Origin of the sequence: Streptomyces sp. NPDC017943 (assembly GCF_044328425.1) — a bacterium.
Taxonomy (GTDB): domain Bacteria; phylum Actinomycetota; class Actinomycetes; order Streptomycetales; family Streptomycetaceae; genus Streptomyces; species Streptomyces djakartensis_A.
In genome coordinates, this window is record NZ_JBIRHH010000004.1 from 507,642 (window position 1) to 531,841 (window position 24,200).

Annotated in this window: 20 protein-coding genes and 1 tRNA gene; 10 read left to right on the top strand and 11 right to left on the bottom strand. The window is 69.9% G+C overall.

Annotated features, from left to right (window positions below; translation table 11 throughout):
* Positions 1–168 precede the first annotated feature (168 nt).
* Positions 169–1,938, top strand: a complete 1,770-nt coding sequence (locus ACH4C6_RS15905; protein ID WP_398109158.1) for a protein kinase — start codon at positions 169–171, stop codon at positions 1,936–1,938.
* A 36-nt stretch (positions 1,939–1,974) separates the two neighbouring features.
* Here ACH4C6_RS15905 and ACH4C6_RS15910 read toward each other — a convergent pair whose 3' ends face one another.
* Both ACH4C6_RS15910 and ACH4C6_RS15915 read right to left on the bottom strand, forming a co-directional pair.
* Positions 1,975–3,333, bottom strand: a complete 1,359-nt coding sequence (locus ACH4C6_RS15910; RefSeq protein ID WP_398109159.1) for a hypothetical protein — start codon at positions 3,331–3,333, stop codon at positions 1,975–1,977.
* A 143-nt stretch (positions 3,334–3,476) separates the two neighbouring features.
* Positions 3,477–3,605, bottom strand: a complete 129-nt coding sequence (locus ACH4C6_RS15915; protein WP_003999697.1) for a DLW-39 family protein — start codon at positions 3,603–3,605, stop codon at positions 3,477–3,479.
* 338 nt (positions 3,606–3,943) lie between these two features.
* On the opposite strand from ACH4C6_RS15915, the gene ACH4C6_RS15920 reads away from it, so the two are divergent.
* The gene (locus ACH4C6_RS15920; RefSeq protein WP_398109160.1) at positions 3,944–4,309 is read left to right on the top strand and encodes a DUF6344 domain-containing protein; all 366 of its coding nucleotides are present in this window, start codon (positions 3,944–3,946) and stop codon (positions 4,307–4,309) included.
* Between the two features lie 339 nt (positions 4,310–4,648).
* Here the strand turns inward: ACH4C6_RS15920 and ACH4C6_RS15925 are convergent.
* The 9 genes from ACH4C6_RS15925 to dnaA form a co-directional block, all read right to left on the bottom strand.
* Positions 4,649–4,725 (bottom strand) — tRNA-Ile (locus tag ACH4C6_RS15925).
* Positions 4,726–4,814: 89 nt separating this feature from the next.
* The gene (locus ACH4C6_RS15930) at positions 4,815–5,573 is read right to left on the bottom strand and encodes a DUF3566 domain-containing protein (protein ID WP_398109161.1); all 759 of its coding nucleotides are present in this window, start codon (positions 5,571–5,573) and stop codon (positions 4,815–4,817) included.
* A gap of 19 nt (positions 5,574–5,592) precedes the next feature.
* Positions 5,593–8,187 (bottom strand): DNA gyrase subunit A, encoded by a 2,595-nt coding sequence (gene gyrA / locus ACH4C6_RS15935; RefSeq protein WP_398109162.1) that lies wholly within the window; start codon positions 8,185–8,187, stop codon positions 5,593–5,595.
* Between the two features lie 42 nt (positions 8,188–8,229).
* The gene (gene gyrB, locus ACH4C6_RS15940) at positions 8,230–10,290 is read right to left on the bottom strand and encodes a DNA topoisomerase (ATP-hydrolyzing) subunit B (RefSeq protein ID WP_398109356.1); all 2,061 of its coding nucleotides are present in this window, start codon (positions 10,288–10,290) and stop codon (positions 8,230–8,232) included.
* 408 nt (positions 10,291–10,698) lie between these two features.
* Positions 10,699–11,244 (bottom strand): DUF721 domain-containing protein, encoded by a 546-nt coding sequence (locus ACH4C6_RS15945; RefSeq protein WP_398109163.1) that lies wholly within the window; start codon positions 11,242–11,244, stop codon positions 10,699–10,701.
* Positions 11,241–12,362, bottom strand: coding sequence for a DNA replication/repair protein RecF (recF, locus tag ACH4C6_RS15950; RefSeq protein WP_398109164.1), 1,122 nt, complete (start codon positions 12,360–12,362; stop codon positions 11,241–11,243). The genes ACH4C6_RS15945 and recF overlap by 4 nt, the downstream gene beginning before the upstream one ends.
* A gap of 31 nt (positions 12,363–12,393) precedes the next feature.
* Positions 12,394–13,269 carry a phosphogluconate dehydrogenase (NAD(+)-dependent, decarboxylating) gene (gene gnd / locus ACH4C6_RS15955; protein ID WP_398109165.1) on the bottom strand — a complete coding sequence of 292 codons (876 nt, stop codon included), beginning with the start codon at positions 13,267–13,269 and terminating at the stop codon, positions 12,394–12,396.
* 175 nt (positions 13,270–13,444) lie between these two features.
* On the bottom strand, positions 13,445–14,575 hold the full coding sequence (gene dnaN, locus ACH4C6_RS15960) for a DNA polymerase III subunit beta (protein ID WP_398109166.1): 1,131 nt from the start codon (positions 14,573–14,575) through the stop codon (positions 13,445–13,447).
* A 969-nt stretch (positions 14,576–15,544) separates the two neighbouring features.
* Positions 15,545–17,692, bottom strand: a complete 2,148-nt coding sequence (gene dnaA, locus ACH4C6_RS15965) for a chromosomal replication initiator protein DnaA (protein WP_398109167.1) — start codon at positions 17,690–17,692, stop codon at positions 15,545–15,547.
* A gap of 398 nt (positions 17,693–18,090) precedes the next feature.
* Here dnaA and rpmH point away from each other — a divergent pair, with 398 nt between their 5' ends.
* From rpmH to ACH4C6_RS16005, 8 genes are all read left to right on the top strand, one after another.
* Complete coding sequence (gene rpmH, locus ACH4C6_RS15970) at positions 18,091–18,228, top strand: 50S ribosomal protein L34 (protein ID WP_003949374.1); 138 nt, start codon at positions 18,091–18,093, stop codon at positions 18,226–18,228.
* Positions 18,229–18,249: 21 nt separating this feature from the next.
* A complete protein-coding gene (gene rnpA, locus ACH4C6_RS15975) occupies positions 18,250–18,621 on the top strand; it encodes a ribonuclease P protein component (protein ID WP_388166508.1) in 372 nt (123 codons plus the stop codon).
* The gene (yidD, locus tag ACH4C6_RS15980) at positions 18,618–18,992 is read left to right on the top strand and encodes a membrane protein insertion efficiency factor YidD (protein ID WP_398109168.1); all 375 of its coding nucleotides are present in this window, start codon (positions 18,618–18,620) and stop codon (positions 18,990–18,992) included. The genes rnpA and yidD overlap by 4 nt, the downstream gene beginning before the upstream one ends.
* A gap of 3 nt (positions 18,993–18,995) precedes the next feature.
* Positions 18,996–20,282 carry a membrane protein insertase YidC gene (yidC, locus tag ACH4C6_RS15985; RefSeq protein WP_398109169.1) on the top strand — a complete coding sequence of 429 codons (1,287 nt, stop codon included), beginning with the start codon at positions 18,996–18,998 and terminating at the stop codon, positions 20,280–20,282.
* Positions 20,283–20,297: 15 nt separating this feature from the next.
* Positions 20,298–20,810, top strand: a complete 513-nt coding sequence (locus ACH4C6_RS15990; protein ID WP_398109170.1) for a protein jag — start codon at positions 20,298–20,300, stop codon at positions 20,808–20,810.
* Between the two features lie 126 nt (positions 20,811–20,936).
* On the top strand, positions 20,937–21,653 hold the full coding sequence (gene rsmG / locus ACH4C6_RS15995) for a 16S rRNA (guanine(527)-N(7))-methyltransferase RsmG (RefSeq protein WP_398109171.1): 717 nt from the start codon (positions 20,937–20,939) through the stop codon (positions 21,651–21,653).
* Between the two features lie 328 nt (positions 21,654–21,981).
* Complete coding sequence (locus ACH4C6_RS16000; protein ID WP_398109357.1) at positions 21,982–23,058, top strand: ParA family protein; 1,077 nt, start codon at positions 21,982–21,984, stop codon at positions 23,056–23,058.
* Positions 23,055–24,152, top strand: a complete 1,098-nt coding sequence (locus ACH4C6_RS16005) for a ParB/RepB/Spo0J family partition protein (protein WP_398109172.1) — start codon at positions 23,055–23,057, stop codon at positions 24,150–24,152. Before ACH4C6_RS16000 ends, ACH4C6_RS16005 begins: the two co-directional genes overlap by 4 nt.
* The last annotated feature ends 48 nt before the right edge of the window (positions 24,153–24,200 follow it).

Below are 24,200 nucleotides of genomic sequence, written 5' to 3' on the forward strand. Positions count from 1 at the left end.
AGCAGGCAGTGAGCGAAGTGACGGGGGATGGGCGCGGTACGGGGAATGCGCCACAGCACGGGGGATGCTCACGGCATCGGGATCGCTTGAGAGGGCCCGGGGGGAGTCGCACGGCCCGCCACGGGGAGGCAACGGGGGTAGCCACTGGGGGAGGAGCGACGTACATCCATGGGTGAGGTCTTCGCCGGCCGGTACGAACTGGTCGACCCGATCGGGCGCGGAGGAGTCGGCGCCGTCTGGCGCGCCTGGGACCACCGCCGTCGCCGCTACGTGGCCGCCAAGGTCCTGCTGCAGAGCGACGCGCACTCGCTCCTCCGGTTCGTCCGCGAACAGGCCCTGCGGATCGACCACCCCCATGTAGTCGCCCCCACCAGCTGGGCGGCCGACGACGACAAGGTCCTGTTCACCATGGACCTGGTGGCGGGCGGCTCGCTGGTGCACCTGGTCGGCGACTACGGCCCGCTTCCGCCGGCGTTCGTCTGCACCCTGCTCGACCAGCTGCTGGCCGGACTGGCCGCCGTGCACGCGGAGGGCGTGGTGCACCGCGACGTCAAGCCCGCCAACGTACTGCTGGAAGCCACCGGAACGGCCCGGCCGCGCCTGCGCCTGTCCGACTTCGGGATCGCGATGCGGCTGGGCGAGCCCCGTCTGACCGAGACCAACCTCGTGGTGGGCACGCCGGGTTACCTGGCGCCGGAGCAGTTGATGGGATCCGAGCCGGACTTCCCGGCCGACCTGTTCGCCGTGGGACTGGTTGCCCTGTACCTGCTGGAGGGCGCCAAGCCGGACAGCAAGGCACTCGTCCAGTACTTCACCGAGCACGGGACGCCCGGCGCGCCCAAGGGCATGCCCGAACCGCTCTGGCAGGTGGTGGCCACCCTGCTCCAACCGGACCCCGAGGCCCGGTTCCGGACGGCCACGGGTGCGCGCAAGGCCCTCGCGGCCGCGGCGGAGCTGCTCCCCGCGCCGGGCCCGGACGACGAACTGATCGAGATCTTCGACCAACTCGGGCCGCTTCCCCAAGGGTTCGCCCCCGAGGGCCCACTGCGGCGGGCGAAGGGGCTGGGGCCCGCCCAGGACCCGCCCGGACGGCCGCAGACCGGCGACGGCCCGGGACGCGGCCCCGAACAGGGCCCGGGCACCGGTACGGACGGCGGGAACGGTACGGGCGACGGGACCGGTCCGGGCGACGGGGCGGGTACGGGCGGCGGGGCGCCGGGTTCCCTGACCGGCTCGGGCATGACGGACAGTGAGCGTGCGGGCCCGGTGACCGACTCGTCGGCGGCACAGGGGAACCCCCGGTCACAGGACGACCTCGCAGCCGGCCATCCCTCGCACCGGCCGCCCGTCCCGGCGACGACCGACGAACCACCCCGGGCGAACGAGCCCGCGCACCCCTCGGCCCGCCCCACCGCCGCCCCGATCAACTCCTCAAGCACCTCTTGGCCCGCACCGGCCGCCGCGCAGGAGCCCTCGACCTCCGACCCCCGGGGTGCGGGCCCCCGGGTCGCGGGCCCCCGGGGTGCAGCGGCCCTCCCTCCCCAGCCACCGTCCATGTCGGACACCGGCAGCTCCCCCCTGCCGCCCCCGCGGGCCACCGACACCTCCTCCCCCACCCCCCTGCCGCCCGCCGAGGCACTCCCCCCTCAGCACCCCGTCTCCCCCTACGACCCCACCCACCCGCTGCCCCCCGCGCAACCGGCCCCGTCGACGTACACCGCCCAGCCGCTGCCACCCGCCCAGCACTACCGCGTCGACACCGTCACCGCCTCGTACACGGCCCACAGTCCGCAGAGCGCACCCTCCGGTCAGCAGCCCGCACGGCATCGCGCCCGGCGCCCGGCCCGCCCCGGTCCCCCGGCCAAGGCGGTCGTCCCGCTCCTGGTCCTGGCACTCGCCTGCTACGTCGTGGGCTTCTGGGCCCTCGCCAAGATCTGAAGCGGTTGGTCTGACGCGGTCCCGCCCTCCCAGGCGTCAGCGGGGCGCTGCGCTCCGCCGGCGAGCCAGCAGGGTCCACACCCCGAGCCCCACCAGCAGCGCGCTCCCGGTGCCGATGCCGCTCACGGCGACCAGGCGCAGCGCGGTGTCGTCACCCCCCGGGACCCCGTCCGCCGCCTCCCGGTCCTCCTCGGAGACGTCGAAGAGACCTGCGGGATCGGATGTCCCCGCGTAGTCGGGTCCGGCCTGTGCCGTTCCGCTCACCTTGACCCGCAAGGTCATCGGGAAGGGCCCGTCCCCGAAGCTGTCGGCGACGCTCTCCGACAGGTGGGCGACCAGGTAGTAGGAGCCCGCGAAGCGCAGCGCGCCGGTCTGGGCCAGCGGGGAGTTGCGGTTGGCGTGGTCGACGGGCGGCAGGGGCGGCAGGCTGCCGGACTTCCGGTCGCCGTCGTAACCGACGCCGAGGCGGGCGACATGGCCGCGCGCCGGGTTGTAGAGGGTCACCTCCAGGGCGTCCGAGGCGTATCCCGTGCCGCCGGAGCCCGAACCGCCGAGGTCGGCGGTGACGGAGAGCTGCTGTCCCCAGTCGACCGGCACCGCGTAGAAGACCGTCTGCCCGGGACGCAGTTCCTCCCGCCAGACCCCCTGGTCCAGGGGAGTCGCCCCGGCGAACCCGGCACCGCCGTCGCGCTGCTCGGCGTCCCCGCGCAGCGGCTCCGGCGTGGCCGAGTCCCACGCCTGGGGAGCCCCGGTGGCACCGGCCTTCGCCGTCCGCGGCTCCGTCACGGCCAGCAGTTCCAGCTGCCAGGTGTCCGGCGAGGAGCCCTCGCCCTTCGGGTCGGCCCGTTCGACGGACACGTAGTACGCGCCGGCCTCGCGGCACAGGGACTTGCCGGGTGAGATCTCGCGCATGCCCCAGGCCGCGAGCGGGTGCGGGCTGCGGGCGGCGCCGAACGTCGTGGTGTCGACGGAGCAGGAGTTGCCCTCGGCGTCCTGCACGGACACCTTGAGGCCGTCGACGACGGAGACGGAACTGCCCGGAGGCGGGACGGCGGTGACCGAGACGTAGGCGTTGGTGGTGGCGTCGAGGTCCAGGCGGTAGCTGACCCGGGCGCTGCTCGGGAGCGAGCTCCGGTAGGACCGGCCGGGCGCCAGCGGCTCCGCGTCGGCGGTGCTGCGGGCGCCCTCGATGCCGGTCGCGGCCTCGGCGAAACCGTAGGAGCCGGGCGCCGCGGCCGCTGCGGGCAGCGCCGGCAGGGCCATCGCCTGCCCGGGCACGCCGGCGATCGACAGGCCGAGCGCCAGTGTCGCGGCCCCCCGGCGCACCGCCCGCGCGGGACGGCCGCGCCACGCCTTCGTACGCCGTCCCCCGGCCGTACGACACCGTCCCCTCACGCGCCACCCCTCACCGTCGCCGGACCACGAACCGTGAAACCGTGGCCCATCCTGCCCCGCCCCCGGGCTCCGCGGCGGGCCCTCGACACACAAAACCCCGACCGCGACGCGGCCGGGGTGTGCTCGTTAGGGGTGCTCGTGGCTCACGAACCCGTGGGCACGGAGTCGGTCGCCTCCGTCCACAGATCCTGCTCGGCGCGATCCGCCTGGATCTGGCGGTACACGAGGAGCCCGCCGATGGCGGCCAGTGCGACCAGGAGAAGCTTCTTCACCGCGCGACCTCGTCTTTCCTTGACGTAGGGGACCTCTGGCGCCCGACTATACACACCGACCGATACCGATCGGTGACCTGCATCGGCCCTCAACTCGCCGCCCCCACAGCGGGATAGGAGCGAAGGCGGCCGATCCGATCGGAGGGTGATCACACCCCGACGGACGGTTACTTCTGTCCCCTCTTCACTGCTCTGCGCACCTTTTCGCCCCTCCTGCGGCCATCCGGGTGGTGTTCATCTGAACATCGCGGCGCCACGGTCGGAGATCCACCACTTCCCGGCCCACATACACATCATGAGGAAAGTACGCAAATCGCCCGACCCGAAAGTGAGGGGCCATGGCCCGGAACAAGGTCATGAAGCTGTGGACCACCATCGTCACCGCCTTCCTCGCGCTGTGCACGGCGCTCGGACTCGTCACCACCACCGCCGCCGCGGCGGTACCGCAGGCCGAGCAGGAGCGCAACAGCACGAGCACCGGCGGCGGCATCCCGCAGCAGCGGACGGCATCGGTCCCGCTCCCCTGGACCCAGGCCAGGGCCCTGCCCCCCACGATGAAGCAGCGCATCCGCGCCGAGGCCCACGGGAAGTCGCCCCGCTGCCGCCACCGCGCGGTCGCGGACACGGCGGCCCCGCCCACCACCGACTGCGCCGACGAGGACAGCGACTCCGAGGGCGAGCAGCTCACACCGCTCCAGCGCTGACTCCCTGATTCCACCCCGGCGATCCTGCGTACAGAGCCCGGCAGCTCGACAGAGCCGCCGGGCTCACGCATGTCCCGCGCCGGCCGGGCGCGGACGGCATGCACCGGACACCACGCCCCCCGACCGCAACCGGTCGGGGGGCACCGCGCTGCCCGTCACTCCGGCGACGCGGCCTCACAGGCCTCCGACACCCGCACCACCTCGAGGACCACCAGGTACGCGGCGCTCCTCGCGCACCGTCGACCGCCTCGCCACACGTGCCGGCAGATCCCCTCATCGGCTGATGTCAGCCATGGATGCCAAAAACCCCCAGTCGCTATCGACTGGGGGTCTTCGTGCTGGTGGGGCTAACAGGATTTGAACCTGTGGCCTCATCCTTATCAGGGATGCGCTCTAACCAACTGAGCTATAGCCCCGCCGCGCTCTGCGGTGTGTGTCCCGCGCGCTGACTCCTGAAGATTAGCGCACGACATGGGCAGTCCCAAAATCGGTTGTGGAGCGTCCCTCACTCGTCCTCGGCGAGGGTCAGCTCCACACCACCGACGAAGCCGGCGGAGAGGTTGTAGATGAACGCGCCGAGCGTCGCGAGGGCCGTCGCCAGGACGACGTCGATGACCGCGATGATCGAGGTGAACATCAGGACGTTGGGCAGCGACAGGAAGGCCTGCAGGTCGAAGCCGTTGGATTCGTTCGAGCCGGTGGCCTCGGAGATCGTGCCGCCGACCGTCGAGAAGACGCCCATCGCGTCCATGACCATCCACAGCACGGCGGCCGCGACGATCGTGCAGATGCCCAGGGCGATGGAGAGCAGGAAGCTCACCTTCATCACCGACCACGGGTCGGCCTTCGCCACCCGCAGCCGCGCCTTGCGCACCCGCGGCACGGTCCGCGCCCCCGTGCGGGGCCGCCGTACGGCCGCCCCGGCCGCGGCGCCCTGCTGCGCCGGGTAGGCCTGCGGCGGGTGGTACGGCCCGGCCTGCTGCTGCGTCTGGCGTTCGCCCGGCAGCGGGGAGGCGGTGTCCTGCTCCGGAGCGGCCGTGCCCGCGCCGCCCTTGCCCCGGGCCTGCTTGCCCCGGCCGTCCGTCCCTGCCGCCCCCTTGGCGTCCCGTGCGCCGCGCGCGGGCGTCTCCGCGTCCGCGGACTTGACCGGCTTGAGATTGGTCGTCTGCGGGTCCGCCGCACGCGCGGCGGAGCCACGGCCGCCGTCGCCCGTGTCCGTACCCGTCGAGGTACCGCTCGGTCCGGCGCCCGTGGCTCCGCTCACGCTGACTCACTCCTCGTGCCTACTCGGCCGAGGGCGCCTCACCCTCGTCCGTGCCGGTGACAGCGGCGCCCTCGGCGGTTTCGTCGACGACCACGTCGCCGTCGACCTCTTCCGCCTCGCGCCCCGCCTCGGCGTTGCGAGCGATGCCCACGACGGCATCGCGCTTGCCCAGATTGATCAGTTGGACGCCCATGGTGTCACGGCCGGTTTCCCTGATCTCGTTGACTCGCGTACGAATCACACCGCCCGACAGCGTGATGGCGAGGATCTCGTCGGTCTCCTCGACCACCAGCGCGCCGACGAGGGAGCCGCGGTCCTCCACGATCTTGGCAGCCTTGATGCCGAGGCCGCCGCGACCCTGGACGCGGTACTCGTCGACGGCGGTCCGCTTCGCGTACCCGCCGTCTGTGGCAGTGAACACGAACGTACCGGGTCGAACAACATTCATCGAGAGGAGCTCGTCCCCTTCGCGGAAGCTCATGCCCTTGACACCCGAGGTGGCACGGCCCATGGGACGCAGGGTTTCGTCCGACGCGGTGAACCTGATCGACTGCGCCTTCTTGCTGATCAGGAGCAGATCGTCATCGGACGAGACCAGCTCGGCACCGATCAGTTCGTCGTCGGAACCGTCCGCCATCGAGCGGAGGTTGATCGCGATGACACCGCCGGAACGCGGCGAATCGTAATCCTTCAGCGGCGTCTTCTTCACCAGGCCGGCCTTGGTGGCGAGGACGAGGTAGGGGACCGCCTCGTAGTCGCGGATCGCGAGGATCTCGGCGATCGCCTCGTCCGGCTGGAAGGCGAGCAGGTTCGCCACGTGCTGACCGCGCGCGTCCCGGCCCGCGTCGGGCAGCTCGTAGCCCTTGACGCGGTAGACCCGGCCCTTGTTCGTGAAGAACAGCAGCCAGTGGTGCGTGGTGGACACGAAGAAGTGGTCGACGATGTCGTCTTCCTTGAGCTTCGTGCCCCGCACGCCCTTGCCGCCGCGCTTCTGGGCGCGGTAGTCGTCGGTCTTGGTGCGCTTGATGTAACCGCCCCGGGTGACCGTGACGACGATGTCCTCCTCGGCGATCAGGTCCTCGATGGACATGTCGCCCTCGTAGGGGATCAGCTTCGTCTTGCGGTCGTCGCCGTACTTCTCGACGATCGCGGCCAGCTCGGCGCTGACGATGCCGCGCTGGCGGACCGGGGAGGCCAGGATCTCGTTGTACTCGTTGATCTTCGCCTGGAGCTCGTCGTGCTCCTGGACGATCTTCTGGCGCTCCAGGGCGGCCAGCCGGCGCAGCTGCATCTCGAGGATGGCGTTGGCCTGGATCTCGTCGATCTCCAGCAGGCTCATCAGGCCGCCGCGGGCGATCTCGACGGTGTCGCTGCGCCGGATCAGCGCGATGACCTCGTCGATGGCGTCCAGGGCCTTCAGCAGGCCACGCAGGATGTGCGCCCGCTCCTCGGCCTTGCGCAGCCGGAAGCGCGTACGGCGGACGATGACCTCGATCTGGTGCGTCACCCAGTGGCGGATGAACGCGTCGAGGGACAGCGTGCGCGGCACGCCGTCGACCAGCGCCAGCATGTTGGCGCCGAAGTTGGTCTGCAGGTCGGTGTGCTTGTACAGGTTGTTCAGCACGACCTTGGCGACCGCGTCCCGCTTCAGCACGATGACCAGGCGCTGACCCGTGCGCGAGGAGGTCTCGTCGCGGACGTCCGCGATGCCGCCGATCTTGCCGTCCTTCACCAGGTCGGCGATCTTCTGCGCGAGGTTGTCCGGGTTGACCTGGTAGGGCAGCTCGGTGACCACCAGGCACTGGCGGTTCTGGATCTCCTCGACCTCGACGACCGCGCGCATGGTGATGGAGCCGCGGCCGGTGCGGTACGCCTCCTCGATGCCCCGGCGGCCGACGACGAGCGCGCCGGTCGGGAAGTCCGGACCCTTGATGCGCTCGATCAGCGCGTCCAGCAGCTCCTCGTGGGAGGCCTCGGGGTTGTCCAGGTACCACTGGGCGCCGGCGGCGACCTCGCGCAGGTTGTGCGGCGGGATGTTGGTCGCCATGCCGACCGCGATACCGGCCGAGCCGTTGATCAGCAGGTTCGGGAAGCGGGCCGGCAGGACGGTCGGCTCCTGGGAGCGGCCGTCGTAGTTGTCCGTGAAGTCGACGGTCTCCTCGTCGATGTCGCGGACCATCTCCATCGACAGCGGCGCCATCTTGCACTCGGTGTACCGCATGGCCGCGGCCGGGTCGTTGCCCGGGGAACCGAAGTTGCCGTTGGAGTCGACGAGCGGCATGCGCATCGACCAGGGCTGGGCCAGGCGCACCAGCGCGTCGTAGATGGAGGAGTCGCCGTGCGGGTGGTAGTTGCCCATGACGTCGCCGACGACGCGGGCGCACTTGTAGAAGCCGCGCTCGGGGCGGTAGCCGCCGTCGTACATGGCGTACAGGACGCGGCGGTGGACGGGCTTGAGGCCGTCGCGGACGTCGGGCAGCGCACGCGAGACGATGACGGACATCGCGTAGTCGAGGTACGAGCGCTGCATCTCCGTCTCGAGCCCGACGGGCTCGACGCGCATGGCCAGGGCGTCACCCTCGGACGTCGTCACGGGAGTGTTCTCGTCGGTCATTGCTGGTGAAGGTCCTTCCTGGTGCGGTCAGCTGAGACCGACTCAGATGTCGAGGAAGCGGACGTCCTTGGCGTTGCGCTGGATGAACGCGCGGCGGGCCTCGACGTCCTCGCCCATGAGGACCGAGAAGAGGTCGTCGGCCTGGGCGGCGTCGTCGAGGGTGACCTGGCCGAGGACGCGGTGCTCCTGGTCCATGGTCGTGATGCGCAGCTCCTCGGCGTTCATCTCACCGAGACCCTTGAAGCGCTGGACGGAGTCGTCCTTGATGCGCTTGCCCGCGTTGCGGCCCATCTCGATGAGGGCGTCGCGCTCGCGGTCGGAGTACGCGTACTCGAAGTCGTCCTTGCCCCACTTGATCTTGTAGAGCGGAGGACGGGAGAGGTACACGTGCCCGGCCTCGACCAGGGGCCGCATGAAGCGGAACAGGAAGGTCAGCAGCAGGGTGTTGATGTGCTGGCCGTCGACGTCGGCGTCCGCCATCAGGATGATCTTGTGATAGCGGAGCTTCTCGATGTCGAAGTCCTCGTGGACTCCGGTGCCGAAGGCCGAGATCAGCGCCTGGATCTCCTGGTTCTGCAGGATCTTGTCGATCCGCGCCTTCTCGACGTTCAGGATCTTGCCGCGGATCGGCAGGATCGCCTGGTACTCCGGGTTGCGGCCGGACTTGGCCGAGCCGCCGGCGGAGTCGCCCTCGACGATGAAGATCTCGCACTTGGTGGGATCGTTCGACTGGCAGTCGGAGAGCTTGCCGGGCAGGGACGCGGTCTCCAGCAGGCCCTTGCGGCGGGTGAGGTCACGGGCCTTGCGGGCCGCCACGCGCGCGGTGGCCGCCTGGATGCCCTTGCGGATGATGTCCGCGGCCTCGTTCGGGTTCCGGTCCAGCCAGTCGGTGAGGTGCTCGTAGACGACCTTCTGCACGAAGGTCTTGACCTCGGTGTTGCCCAGCTTGGTCTTCGTCTGGCCCTCGAACTGGGGCTCGCTCAGCTTGACCGAGATGATCGCCGTCAGTCCCTCGCGGATGTCGTCACCCGTGAGGTTGTCGTCCTTCTCGCGCAGCAGCCGCTTGTCGCGCGCGTACTTGTTGATCAGCGAGGTCAGCGCCGCGCGGAAGCCCTCCTCGTGCGTGCCGCCCTCGTGGGTGTGGATGATGTTGGCGAACGAGTACACGCCCTCGGTGTAGCCGCCGTTCCACTGCATCGCGACCTCGAGGGACAGGTTCTTGTCCTTGTCCTCGGCCTCCAGGTCGATCACGGTGGGATGCACCAGGTCTCCCTTGCGGGAGTTCAGGTACGTCACGAAGTCGACGATGCCGCCCTCGTAGTGGTACGAGACGCTCTTGACCTCGTGCTTCTCGTCCTCGCCCGCCTCGTCCGCACCGGCGGTGGCCTTCGCCGACTCGCGCTCGTCGGTGAGGTTGATCCGCAGGCCCTTGTTGAGGAAGGCCATCTCCTGGAAGCGCCGGGAGAGCGTCTCGAACGAGTAGTCCGTGGTCTCGAAGATGTCGCCGTCGGCCCAGAAGGTGACCGAGGTGCCGGTCTCCTCGGTGGCCTCGTGCCGCGCGAGTGGTGCCGTCGGGACACCCAGCTTGTAGTCCTGCGTCCAGCGGTGACCGTCCGTCTTGACCTCGACGGCGACCTTCGTGGAGAGGGCGTTGACGACGGAGACGCCCACGCCGTGCAGACCACCGGAGACCGCGTAACCGCCGCCGCCGAACTTGCCGCCCGCGTGCAGCACCGTCAGCACGACCTCGACGGCGGGCTTGCCCTCGGACGGGACGATGCCCACCGGGATGCCTCGGCCGTTGTCGACGACCCGGACGCCGCCGTCGGCGAGGATCGTCACGTCGATCGTGTCCGCGTAGCCGGCCAGGGCCTCGTCGACGGAGTTGTCGACGACCTCCTGCACCAGGTGGTGCAGGCCGCGCTCACCGGTCGAGCCGATGTACATGCCGGGTCGCTTGCGGACCGCGTCCAGACCCTCGAGGACGGTGATGGCGCTGGCGTCGTACGAGGCGGTGACCTCGCCGTTGGAGGTGATCGCCTCGCCGGTCACGCCTGCGTCGGTGGACGGGTTGTTCTCGTTGGGGTTGCCGGAATCGGCCACGAAGCGCCCTTTCTGGCACAGCACGAGCCGGGCTCCTGGGGGTGCCCCCTCCGCGGGGAGGGATGCCGGAGCGGCTGCGGCATGTTGCGTTGGTAAGCCTTGAGATCAGCGTTGCTCAGCTTTTCCCGGACGGTCCCCACGCTGGGGGCGGGATTGCTCTCCATTCTACCGGTAGCACTGACACTGATGGGGGTTTGCGGGTACCTGAGTCCGCATGTGCCGCCCTCGACGGGTCTCGTCCGACTCCCGATATACGGATGGGGGCTCCAAGAGGCTCACAGCGGCACTCAGCGCTTTCGGCCGTCAACCCGTTGCTACTTAGGAGTCAGCTCCCGATTCGCCACGTTGTGCGGCCCCATGCCGAGGGGACCGGACCCGTCGTTCCGGGCCGGTGAGGCGTGACGTAAGTCACCTGTAGGTATCGCCGGGACCGCTGCTGCCGGGGGCGCGGAGAGGGCCGTAACGGCGTGCGGGGGCGCTGGGCGCGAGCACCTTGATGTGCCGCACCCGGCCGTGGCCCAGGTCCTCGTTGAGACGGGCGACCAGGGTCGGGGCGAGCAGCCTGAGGTTCGTCGCCCAGGCCGTGGAGTCGCAGCGCACGACCAGGACGCGCTCGTCCTCGTCGTACCTCTCGGGCACGCAGTGCTTGGCGACGTCCTCGCCGACGATCTGTGGCCAGCGGCCCATCACGCCGCCCACCGCGGCCGGGGCCTCCCAGCCCCGCTCGGTGATCAGCCGGTTGATCGCGGCGCCGAGCGCCAGGGGGTCGCGGCCGTCGGCGTGCGCGCCGGAGCGCAGCCCGCCGCCCCGCCGCGCCTGCTTCTTCTGCTGTGCCGCGTCCCCGCGCGCGCGGGCGGCGTCCTTGGCCGCGCGCAGCACCACGCGCGCGAGGTCGACGCCGGAGGGTTCGGGCTGCCCGGACGGCTTCGGAGGCTGCGGTGTGTTCTCCGTCATACGCGCTCCACCGTTCCCTCGGACACGGCGAACCGGGTCCCGGACAGCACGTGGGGCACGTCGTCGTCGACCGCGGCGGTCACCAGGACCTGCTCACCGGGCGCGACCAGTTCGGCGAGCCGCTCGCGCCGGCGGGTGTCGAGCTCGGCGAAGACGTCGTCCAGCACCAGCACCGGTTCGTTGCCCTCGGCCCGCAGCAGGTCGTAGGAGGCCAGACGCAGTGCGAGCGCGTAGGACCAGGACTCGCCGTGGGAGGCGTAGCCCTTGGCGGGCAGCTGGCCCAGCTTGAGCTGGAGGTCGTCGCGGTGCGGGCCGACCAGGGTGACGCCCCGTTCGATCTCCTGCTTGCGGGCCTCGCCGAGCGCGGCGATCAGCTGCTCGAACAGGTCCTCGCGCGTGTGCGCCCCACCCGGGGCCGACGGCTTGTACTCCAGCGCGATCGGCCCGCCGCCGGGGGCCAGCTGCTCGTACGCCTTGTCGGCCAGCGGCTGGAGCGTGGCGATCAGGTCCAGGCGCTGCGCGAGCAGCTCGGCGCCGGCCCGCGCGAGGTGCTGGTCCCACACGTCCAGGGTGGACATGTCCATGGAGCGGCCACCGTGCCGGCGGGCCAGGGCGGCCGACTTCAGCAGGGTGTTGCGCTGCTTCAGCACCCGGTCGTAGTCGGAACGGACCCCGGCCATGCGCGGGGACCGGGCCGTGATCAGCTCGTCGAGGAAGCGGCGCCGCTCCCCGGGATCGCCCTTCACCAGGGCGAGATCCTCCGGCGCGAACAGCACGGTCCGTACGATCCCCAGCACGTCACGCGGCCTGACCTGCGAGGACCTGTTGATGCGGGCGCGGTTGGCGCGCCCGGGGTTGAGCTCGAGCTCGACGAGCTGCTGCCGCTCGCCCTGCCGGACCTGGGCCCGGACGATCGCCCGCTCGGCGCCCATGCGGACCAGGGGGGCGTCGGAGGAGACCCGGTGGCTGCCGAGGGTGGCGAGATAGCCGACGGCCTCGACGAGGTTGGTCTTGCCCTGCCCGTTCGGCCCGACGAAGGCCGTCACCCCCGGGTCGAGCGGGACCTCGACCCGGGGATAGGAGCGGAAGTCGGCCAGCGACAGATGCGTGACGTGCATGGTCGTACCGCCGACCTCCCTCGGTGCTCGGTTACTTCTTCTCGACCGCGTGGCCGCCGAACTGGTTGCGCAGCGCCGCGATCATCTTCATCTGGGGCGAGTCCTCCTGGCGCGAGGCGAACCGCGCGAACAGCGAAGCGGTGATCGCCGGCAGCGGGACCGCGTTGTCGATCGCGGCCTCCACCGTCCAGCGTCCCTCGCCGGAGTCCTGTGCATAACCCCGGAGCCCGTCCAGGTGCTCGTCCTCGTCGAGCGCGTTCACCGCGAGGTCGAGCAGCCAGGAGCGGATGACCGTGCCCTCCTGCCAGGAGCGGAACACCTCCCGGACGTCGGTGACGGACTCGACCTTCTCCAGCAGCTCCCAGCCCTCGGCGTAGGCCTGCATCATCGCGTACTCGATGCCGTTGTGGACCATCTTCGCGAAGTGGCCCGCGCCGACCTTGCCGGCGTGCACGGAGCCGAAGTCGCCCTCCGGCTTGAGGGCGTCGAAGACGGGCTGCACCTTGGCGACGTGCTCGGCGTCGCCGCCGTACATCAGCGCGTAGCCGTTCTCCAGGCCCCAGACGCCGCCGGAGACGCCGCAGTCGACGAAGCCTATGCCCTTGGCCGCCAGCTGCTCGGCGTGCTTCTCGTCGTCCGTCCAGCGGGAGTTGCCGCCGTCCACGACGACGTCGCCGGGCTCCAGCAGCTCGCCGAGCTCGTCGATGGTCGACTGCGTGGCCTCGCCGGCCGGGACCATCACCCAGACCACGCGCGGGCCGCTGAGCTTGCCCACAAGCTCGCGCAGGCTGTGGACATCGGCAAGGTCCGCATTGCGGTCGTATCCGTAGACGGTGTGGCCGGCGCGGCGGATCCGCTCGCGCATGTTGCCGCCCATCTTGCCGAGGCCGACGAGACCGAGCTCCATCAGTTGTTTTCCTTTGGTTCGCAGGTGTCCGACTGGCGTTGCGGCACGTATGTACCCGCGTCCGAGCCTAGACCCGGACGCTCATGCACATCTGTGGGCATACGCGCTCAGTCGTACGTCCTCACCTGCGGGTTTGTCCTCAGCCTGTGGACAGTGACCGCCGGATCCGGCCGTCTCAGCCGCTGAGGCGCACCGGCATGATCAGGTACTTGTAGGCCTCGTCCGCCTCGGCGTCCAGCGCGGGCCGGCCGCTCAGCAGGGCGGGCTTGGTGGACGTCGTGAACGACAGCTGGGCCACCGGGGAGTCGATCGCGCTCAGGCCGTCCAGCAGGAACGTCGGGTTGAAGGCGATCGAGATGTCGTCGCCCTCCAGCTGGGCGTCGACCCTTTCCACAGCCTGTGCGTCGTCGCTGGAGCCGGCCTCCAGGATGAGCACGCCCTGCTCGAAGCTCAGCCGCACCGGGGTGTTCCGCTCGGCGACCAGGGCGACGCGCTTGACGGCCTCCACGAAGGGGGCGGTCTCGATCACGGCGACGCTGTTGAACTCCGTCGGGAACAGCGTGCGGTACTTCGGGAGGTCGCCCTCCAGCAGGCGGGTCGTCGTGCGGCGGCCGGCGCCCTCGAAGCCGATCAGGCCCTCGCCGGAGCCCGAGCCGGACAGCGCCAGGGTCACCTGGTCACCGCTGGTGAGGGCCTTGGCGGTGTCCAGGAGCGTCTTGGCGGGCACCAGGGCGACCGCGGAGGCGTCCGGGTTCTCCGGCTTCCACAGGAACTCGCGGACCGCGAAGCGGTAGCGGTCGGTGGACGCCAGCGTGACCGTGTCGCCCTCGATCTCGATGCGGACGCCGGTGAGGACGGGCAGCGTGTCGTCACGGCCGGCCGCGATGGCGACCTGGGCGGCCGCGGAGGCGAAGACCTCGCCGGGGACGGTGCCCGTGGCGTTCGGCATCTGGGGCAGGGCCGGGTACTCCTCCACAGGCAGGGTGTGGAGGGTGAACCGCGAGGAGCCGCAGACCACCGTCGCCCGTACACCGTCTGTGGAGATCTCCACCGGACGGTTGGGCAGCGCACGGCAGATGTCCGCGAGCAGGCGGCCGGAGACCAGGACCGTGCCCTCCTCCTCGACCTCGGCCTCGACGCCCACCCGGGCGGAGACCTCGTAGTCGAAGCCGGACAGGCTCAGCTGGCCCTCCTCGGCCTTCAGCAGCAGGCCGGCGAGGACAGGCGCCGGCGGACGGGCCGGGAGGCTGCGTGCCGCCCAGGCAACTGCCTCCGCGAGTACGTCGCGTTCCACCCGGATCTTCACTGTTGCCGCCTCCTGCTGTTGCCGGCGCTTCTCGCTCTGCCTGGCCCTCGTCGTCTGTCTCGGTGTCGACGGTCCCGGTGAGGGGGAGGACACCGGGGACCAGTCTGACGCACCCCACTGACAGTAGGTGCCTCTCGGGGTCAAGTCGTGACGAGGGGCAGCCGGGCACCGGAGAGCGAGTTGTGCACAGGACCCGCTTCGAAACGAATTCCCAGCTCTCTCTAGTTGGGAGTAGTAGTAGGGCCTGTGGATACCGTGGATAACCGCGTTTGCCCTGCTCAGAGCCGGAATTTTGTCCACGGGGCCTGTGGGCGACGGCGGTGGACAACCCGGGGTTTCTGTGGAGAACGGAAAGTTCTGCACACCCCGTGCACAGGGAAGGGCGAGTTCTCCCCAGTGCCGTCCCCAGGTTTACCCGTCTTTCCCACAGCCCAACCCGGCACCTTCGTGTGACGCCTTTCACTCGACCCGGTGAGGAGGCGCGCCGCGTTGCCGAACAGTGGACAGGCGTGTGGAGAAGCGGCCCCACACTGGGGACAACCGCCCCCAGCCTGTGGGCGGGCGGTGGACAACTCGATGCACAGCCTGTGGATCAATCCTTCGTCCACAGTCTGTGGAGATCCTTCGTCCACGAATCCACAGCCTGCTGAGCTGGTCTGATGGTCCGTCCGCAGGGCGTGCTGTGGACACGGTCTGGACAACTTGCCGGTCCCCAGGATGTGGACGGCAGAAAGTCACCGAATCTGTGGAGGGAAGCCGTAACCCGGCAGCTATTCGAACAGAGGGTTGCGATCGGGTCGCTGGGGGCCGGGCCGCTGGGGGACGGGCCGGTGGTTGGTGGCCGGGCCGGTGCCGTGCCGGGGCGCTCCGCCGCGCACCCCACAGAGAGCACCTGCCGCCCTGCCGCATGCAGAAGGGCGTCCCCGGGGAAAGCCCCGAAGACGCCCTCAGCGGCTCCTGCCGCCGTCCTCAGCCGTTCTTGATGCGGTTGGTCAGCTCGGTGACCTGGTTGTAGATGGAGCGGCGCTCGGCCATCAGATTGCGGATCTTGCGATCGGCGTGCATGACCGTCGTGTGGTCGCGGCCGCCGAACAGCGCGCCGATCTTCGGCAGGGACAGGTCCGTCAGCTCACGGCACAGGTACATGGCGATCTGCCGGGCCGTGACGAGCGCCCGCCCGCGGGAGGTGCCGCAGAGGTCCTCGACGGTCAGCCCGAAGTAGTCCGCGGTCGCGCCCATGATGGCGGTCGAGGTGATCTCGGGGGCGGAGTCCTCACCACCGGGGATCAGGTCCTTGAGGACGATCTCCGTCAGCCCCAGGTCCACCGGCTGCCGGTTCAGCGAGGCGAACGCCGTGACGCGGATCAGCGCGCCCTCCAGCTCGCGGATGTTCCGGGAGATCCGGGACGCGATGAACTCCAGCACCTCGGGCGGCGCGTTCAGCTGCTCCTGCACCGCCTTCTTGCGCAGGATCGCGATCCGCGTCTCCAGCTCGGGCGGCTGGACGTCGGTGATCAGTCCCCACTCGAAGCGGTTCCGCAGCCGGTCCTCCAGCGTGACCAGCTGCTTCGGCGGTCGGTCGGAGGACAGCACGATCTGCTTGTTCGCGTTGTGCAGCGTGTTGAAGGTGTGGAAGAACTCCTCCTGCGTCGACTCCTTGTCCGCGAGGAACTGGATGTCGTCGACGAGCAGGATGTCCATCTCCCGGTACCGCTTGCGGAAGCTGTCGCCCTTGCCGTCGCGGATGGAGTTGATGAACTCGTTGGTGAACTCCTCGGAGCTCACGTACCGCACGCGCGTGCCCGGGTAGAGGCTGCGGGCGTAGTGCCCGATCGCGTGCAGCAGGTGGGTCTTGCCGAGCCCGGACTCGCCGTAGATGAACAGCGGGTTGTACGCCTTCGCCGGCGCCTCGGCGACGGCAACCGCGGCCGCGTGCGCGAAGCGGTTGGAGGCGCCGATGACGAACGTGTCGAAGAGGTACTTCGGGTTCAGGCGCGCGGTGGGCTCGCCCGGACCGGTCGCCGGCGCGGGCTGCGCGGCCAGCGGGCCGGGCGCCCCGGTCGTGGGCAGGTTCGGGCCGACGGGGCCGCCCCGGTGCACGTGCCCGGAGCCGGCCGGCGGCTCGGGCAGCTCCCGGCGGACCGCGTCGCGCTGGTCGTACTCGGGGCGCGGGGCGTGCGCGGTGTGGGGCTCGTCGTAGTCGGAGCGCGGCTGCTCGTAGGGCGGACGGTCCACCGGCTGCGGCCGGTAGTCCTGCGAGGGGGAGCCGTAGGAACCCTTCGGGCCGTACGAGTCCTGCGCGCCGTAGGTGTCCTGGGCGCCGGCCCCCGAGCCGTAGGGGTCCTGCGAGCCGTAGCCGTCCTGGCCCGGTGACGCGTACGGGTCACGCTCGGGGAAGCCGAGGCGCTGCTGCTGCCAGCCGTAGTCGTCCTGCGTCGGGCGCGGCCAGGCGCCCGGCTCGGGGCGCTGGTACTCGGAGGGGTACGCGGGGCGGGCCTTGGGGATCTGATCTCCGCGCGTAGGCGGGAGCTGGTCGGCGGCCGTTCCGGGCAGCGGCTCGGCGCGGTGGCGGCCGTACCCCTCGTACCCGTCTCGCTCCTGGCGGTCCTGCCGGTCGTGACGGGGGTCGTACCGGTCGCCGTCCGGCCGGGGGTCGTATCCCTCTCGATCCCGGTCCCGGTCCCGGTCCTGGCGGTCGTATCCGTCCCGGTCCTGGCGGTCGTACCGCTCGGCGTCCTGGCGGTCGTAGCGGTCGCTGTCCTGGCGCGCGGCCGGGAGCTCGGGCTCCTCGTAGCGCGGCTGGGGGCGCGACGGGGGTGCCGCCGGGGCGGGGGGCTCGCCCGCGGAGTCGTCCACGGTGATCGCGATGCGGATCGGCCGGCCGCACTCGCGGCTCAGCGTCTCGCTGACGACGGGCGCCAGCCGGCCCTCCAGCACGCCCTTCGCGAACTCGTTCGGTACGGCGAGCAGGGCCGTGTCCGCGACCAGCGCGAGCGGCTGGCAACGGCGGATCCAGTGCTCGTCCTTGGTCTCGACGCCCTGGCCCCGGCCCTCCCCGAGGAGCTGCTCCAATACGCGTGGCCACACTGCGGCAAGATCGGCAGGTACGTCAGCCACAGGGCACGCTCTCTCGCAGGTCCCACGAACGTGTGGTTCTGGGACGGGTCGGGATTGTCATCCGGGTGGGTGCCACGGGGGCAAACCCACCGGGGCAGGGACAAGGGAACGAATCGGAGTCCGCCACGGTAGTCAGGGCGACCGGTACGGTTCAAGTTGTTGTCCCCAGGCTGTGGACAAGTGTCTCCCGGCGGCTCCCGGTTTGACCGGATGGCGTAGCCGCGCGTACCGTAACCAGGTCGAGTTGTCGATGGCTGCTGCCGCCTGCCTCCGATGGGCACAGGTCACTTGGGTGATCGGTCAGCGGTGCAATCGGGCGTAACTGCGAGCTACTCGTGGGCGCACGGTGACAGCCAGGACGGCACCCCGCAACTACCGAATCTTTCTGGAGCCCCCGAGTGAGCAAGCGCACCTTCCAGCCGAACAACCGTCGTCGCGCGAAGACCCACGGCTTCCGGCTGCGTATGCGCACCCGTGCCGGCCGCGCGATTCTCGCGTCCCGCCGTGGCAAGGGTCGCGCCCGCCTGTCCGCCTGATTCCGATCAGGTCATGACGTCGTGCTGCCCACCGAGAACCGGCTGAGGCGGCGCGAGGACTTCGCGACCGCGGTACGACGAGGCCGTCGGGCAGGACGCCCGCACCTCGTCGTCCACCTACGAAGCGGTGCCACGGACCCGCATGCGCCTGGGGAGAGCGCTCCCCCGACGCGTGCGGGTTTCGTCGTGAGCAAGGCAGTGGGCGGCGCGGTCGTCCGCAACAAAGTGAAGCGCAGGCTTCGCCACCTGATGCGCGAGCGAGTCGCCCTGCTGCCCCCCGGTAGCCTGGTAGTCGTACGAGCGCTGCCCGGATCGGGCGACGCCGACCATGCACAGCTGGCCCGAGACCTGGACGCCGCTCTTCAACGGCTGCTGGGAGGGGGCGCGCGATGAAGTACCCGCTGCTGGCTCTGATCAAGCTGTACCAGTGGACGATCAGTCCGCTGCTGGGGCCGGTCTGCAAGTACTACCCGTCGTGCTCCCACTACGGCTACACGGCCATCGACCGGCATGGTGCCGTCAAGGGCACGGCGCTCACGGCCTGGCGCATCCTGCGGTGCAATCCGTGGTCGCTGGGCGGTGTGGACCATGTTCCCCCGCGCAAGCGTCCGCGGTGGCACGAAATGCTGCGTAACGCGTGGCGCGCACGCAAGGGCGGGCCCTCCGCCGCCGACCCGGCCACCGAGGGACAGACGTCACCCACAAGTCCGTCGAGTCCCTCGAGCCCGGCCGCAGAGACACCGTCCCATGCCCAAGGAGCATGATTAGTGGACACGATTGCCAGCCTCTTCAGCTTCATCACCACACCCGTCTCCTGGGTCATCGTCCAGTTCCACTCGGTGTACGGCGCCCTCTTCGGGCCCGACACCGGGTGGGCCTGGGGCCTGTCGATCGTGTCCCTGGTGATCCTGATCCGTATCTGCCTGATCCCGCTCTTCGTGAAGCAGATCAAGGCGACCCGGGCGATGCAGACGCTCCAGCCCGAGATGAAGAAGATCCAGGAGCGCTACAAGAACGACAAGCAGCGTCAGTCCGAAGAGATGATGAAGCTGTACAAGGAGACGGGCACCAACCCGCTCTCCTCGTGCCTTCCCATCCTGGCGCAGTCCCCGTTCTTCTTCGCCCTGTACCACGTGCTCAACAGCATCGCGTCGAACGACACCATCGGCGTGATCAACGACCGCCTGCTGGAGAGCGCCCAGAAGGCCCACATCTTCGGTGCGCCGCTCGCGGCGAAGTTCACCGACAGCTCCTCCAAGGTCGAGGCCCTCGGCTCGACCATCACGGACGTCCGGGTCGTCACTGCGATCATGATCGTCCTGATGTCGGCCTCGCAGTTCTTCACCCAGCGCCAGCTGATGACGAAGAACGTCGACACCACGGTGAAGACGCCGTTCATGCAGCAGCAGAAGATGCTGATGTACGTCTTCCCCATCATGTTCGCCGTCTTCGGCATCAACTTCCCCGTCGGTGTCCTCGTCTACTGGCTGACCACCAACGTGTGGACCATGGGCCAGCAGATGTATGTGATCCACAACAACCCGACGCCGGGCTCCAAGGCCCAGGCCGCCTACCTGGAGCGCCTGCACAAGCACGTCACGCAGCGCGACAAGGTGACCCGTCGCCGCGACCGCGCCATCGTGAAGGCGATCGTCGCGAAGGGTCGGGACCGCAACGAGTTCGAGCGCAAGTTCATCAACGGCCTGAGCAAGGCCGGACTCGCCGCCCAGCCCGACGGCACCGTGATCAAGGGCGACACCGCCGCCGTCACCGTGGCCGAGGACGGCACGCCGATGGCCACCGGTACGCCGAAGCGCCAGCAGCCCAAGCGCCAGAGCAAGGCCCAGCGCCAGTCCGGCACGGTCACCGGCGCGAAGGCGACCGGTGAGCAGGAGCCGAAGACGTCGCTGACCAAGTCCGAGGACCCGGAGGACGCCAAGCCCGCCGGCGCTGCCAAGAAGGGCGGCGCCAAGCCAGCCGGCGGTGCCCGGAGCAAGGCCCAGTCCGGTCAGCGCAAGGGTCCGCAGCGGCCCAAGTCCCCGTCCAAGAAGTAAGAAGGAGTCCATCCCGTGACGGAAGGCACCACCTCCGCCGCTGCCGAGGGCGCAGACACCGTGACGCGCCTGGAGCAGGAGGGCGACATCGCTGCGGACTACCTGGAGGGTCTGCTCGACATCGCCGACCTCGACGGCGACATCGACATGGACGTCGAGGCCGACCGCGCCTCCGTGTCGATCATCAGCGACACGGGCAGCCGCGACCTGCAGAAGCTGGTCGGCCGTGACGGCGAGGTGCTGGAGGCTCTCCAGGAGCTCACCCGTCTGGCCGTGCACCGGGAAACCGGTGACCGCAGCCGGCTGATGCTCGACATCGCGGGATACCGGGCCCAGAAGCGTTCCGAGCTGTCCGAGCTCGGTGCCAAGGCGGCTGCCGAGGCGAAGAGTAGCGGTGAGGCCGTGAAGCTCAAGCCGATGACGCCGTTCGAGCGCAAGGTCGTCCACGACGCGGTCAAGGCCGCCGGGCTGCGCAGCGAGTCCGAGGGCGAGGAGCCGCAGCGGTTCGTCGTCGTGCTGCCCGCCTGATCGGCCTCTCCTGGTCACCGGCCCCGTCTGTTGCGCAGACGGGGCCGAACTTTGTCAGCCTGATAGTTCTGGTTGGTTTCGGTGTCGGCGCCGGGTGCGCTGACGCGGTACGGAAGGACGGTCCCCGTGACGGAGGCAGCGGAGCTTCCCCCCGCGCCCGAGCAGGCGCGTGAGGTGTTCGGCGATCGCTTCGCGGATGCGGTGCGCTATGCCGAGCTGCTCGCCGAGGCGGGCGTGCAGCGCGGCCTGATCGGCCCGCGCGAGGTCCCTCGCTTGTGGGAGCGGCACCTGCTGAACTGCGCGGTGCTCTCGGAGGTCGTGCCGGAGGGTGTGACGGTGTGCGACGTGGGCTCGGGTGCCGGCCTGCCGGGCATTCCGCTGGCCCTGGTGAGGGAGGACCTGAAGATCACGCTGCTGGAGCCCCTGCTGCGGCGGACCAACTTCCTCACCGAGGTGGTGGAGCTGCTCGGCCTCGACCACGTGACCGTCATGCGTGGGCGGGCCGAGGAGGTCATGGGCAAGATCCAGCCCGTCCACGTGGTCACCGCCCGCGCTGTCGCTCCGCTCGACCGTCTCGCCACCTGGGGGATCCCGCTCCTGCGCCCCTACGGGGAGATGCTGGCCCTGAAGGGCGACACGGCCGAGGAGGAGCTGAAGAGCGCGTCGACGGCTCTCAGCAAGCTGGGCGCGGTGGGGACGTCCATCCTGCACGTGGGTGAGGGTGTGGTCGATCCCCTGTCCACGGTCGTGCGGGTCGAGGTCGGGGAGAGCCCCGGCGGTGTCCGGTTCGCAGCCAAGAGGGCCAAGGCGGCTCGCACAGGACGGACGCGCCGCAGGCGCTGAGCCGGCATCGAGTGCCCGCTCCGGTGAGCGACCGCGGTGATGTCGGTCACCGGCAAGGGTGGGTGACTTTTGCGAGCGAGACGTACTCCACACAAGCTGCCAAACCTACGCATGCCGGAGTGTCGCGACAGAACGGCCTCGGCTGCTGTGCATCGTGTTTCACGTGAAACGTCGCTCACTGCTGCACGGCATCATCAGTCGTGGCCGCGCTGCGGCCGAACCCCGCGACCGCAAGCCTCTCGGTTCACTCGATGAGGGACCTGAGATGTCCACAGAGGTGGATTTCTCCACAGAACGCCAGGCCTCACTGGTTCATGACCCCGAAGACATGGGAGGCTCTGTTCATTGCGAGCCTGAAGTCGAGGAGAGTGAATCCTTGCGGTCCGACGCTAACATCGCGGGACCGATGACCGATCCGGTCCCCGGTCCCCGTACCGAGTCGATGGGGGCGGATGTTTCACGTGAAACACCGCCTCCGATGGACGACACTCCCATCGGTCGAGCTGCCCAACTGGCAGTGGAGGCTCTGGGGCGCGCCGGCGAGGGTCTGCCGCGGCCCGAGCAGACCCGGATCATCGTGGTCGCCAACCAGAAGGGTGGCGTGGGCAAGACGACGACGACCGTCAACCTTGCCGCGTCCCTGGCTCTGCACGGCGGTCGCGTTCTCGTGGTCGACCTCGACCCTCAGGGCAATGCGTCCACTGCTCTGGGCATCGACCATCACGCCGAAGTCCCGTCCATCTATGACGTGTTGGTGGACAGCAGGCCCCTCTCCGAAGTGGTCCAGCCGGTCCCCGACGTCGAGGGGCTCTTCTGTGCCCCTGCCACCATCGATCTGGCCGGTGCAGAGATCGAGCTGGTGTCCCTGGTCGCACGAGAGAGCCGGCTGCAGCGTGCCATTCAGGCGTACGAGCAGCCGTTGGACTACATCCTCATCGACTGCCCGCCCTCTCTGGGGCTGCTGACGGTCAACGCGTTGGTGGCGGGGCAGGAGGTGCTGATCCCGATTCAGTGCGAGTACTACGCGCTCGAAGGCCTGGGGCAGCTCCTGCGCAACGTCGACCTGGTGCGAGGACATCTCAATCCCGCCCTGCACGTGTCGACCATCCTGCTCACCATGTACGACGGCCGGACCCGACTCGCGTCACAGGTCGCCGACGAGGTGCGGACGCACTTCGGCGACGAGGTACTGCGGACGAGCATCCCCCGGTCCGTCCGTATCTCGGAGGCGCCGAGTTACGGACAGACGGTACTGACTTACGATCCTGGATCGAGCGGTGCTCTCTCCTACCTGGAGGCGGCGCGCGAGATCGCACTGAAGGGCGTCGGCATCAGTTATGACGCGACGCACGCTCACATCGGTGCACAGCAGAACGACCCGAGCATGGTGGAGGGCATCCAGTGAGCGAGCGACGGAGGGGGCTGGGCCGTGGTCTCGGCGCACTGATCCCTGCCGCCCCGACGGAGAAGTCGGTGGCCCAGGCCGCGGTGGGCAATACCGCTTCCGCATCCCCGGCGGCAGTGCCCACAGTCCCGCACGATCGAGGTGTGGCCGCGGCCAAGGTGGCGACCTTGCCTCCTGTTTCACGTGAAACAGAGGAGCCGAAGCAGCCGAGCGCGCCCGCCCATGCGGCACCGATCGGAGCGCACTTCGCGGAGATCCCGCTCGGCGCCATCACGCCGAACCCGCGGCAGCCGCGTGAGGTCTTCGACGAGGATGCGCTCTCCGAGCTCATCACCTCCATCAAGGAGGTCGGGCTCCTCCAGCCGGTTGTCGTCCGGCAGGTCGGCCCCGCGCGCTACGAGCTCATCATGGGCGAGCGCCGCTGGCGTGCCTGCCGCGAGGCGGGGCTGGAGGCGATCCCGGCCATCGTGCGGGCCACGGACGACGAGAAGCTCCTCCTCGACGCTCTGCTCGAGAACCTGCACCGAGCGCAGCTCAACCCGCTGGAAGAGGCTGCGGCCTACGACCAGTTGCTGCGGGACTTCAACTGCACGCACGACCAGCTGGCGGACCGCATCGGTCGGTCCCGACCGCAAGTCTCCAACACCCTGCGGCTGCTGAAGCTCTCGCCTGCCGTGCAGCGCCGGGTCGCCGCCGGTGTGCTCTCGGCGGGGCATGCGCGGGCACTGCTCTCTGTGGAGGACTCGGAGGAGCAGGACCGGCTCGCCCATCGCATCGTGGCCGAAGGCCTCTCGGTGCGTGCGGTCGAGGAGATCGTGACCTTGATGGGGTCGCGGCCGCAGAAGGCTCAGAAGCCCAAGGGCCCGCGAGCCGGTGCACGGGTCTCTCCCGCCCTTTCCGACCTCGCCACGCGGCTCTCGGACCGCTTCGAGACCCGGGTGAAGGTCGACCTGGGGCAGAAGAAGGGCAAGATCACCGTCGAGTTCGCCTCCATGGAGGACCTCGAGCGGATCCTCGGCTCACTCGCCCCGGGCGAGGGACCGGTCCTGCAGAGGAGCCTCCTCGAGGGCGACGCCGAGGACGGCGAGTCCTGACGTTCGAGGGACGTCTGCCGCGCAGGTGACAGAGCGGGCCGTGTCCGG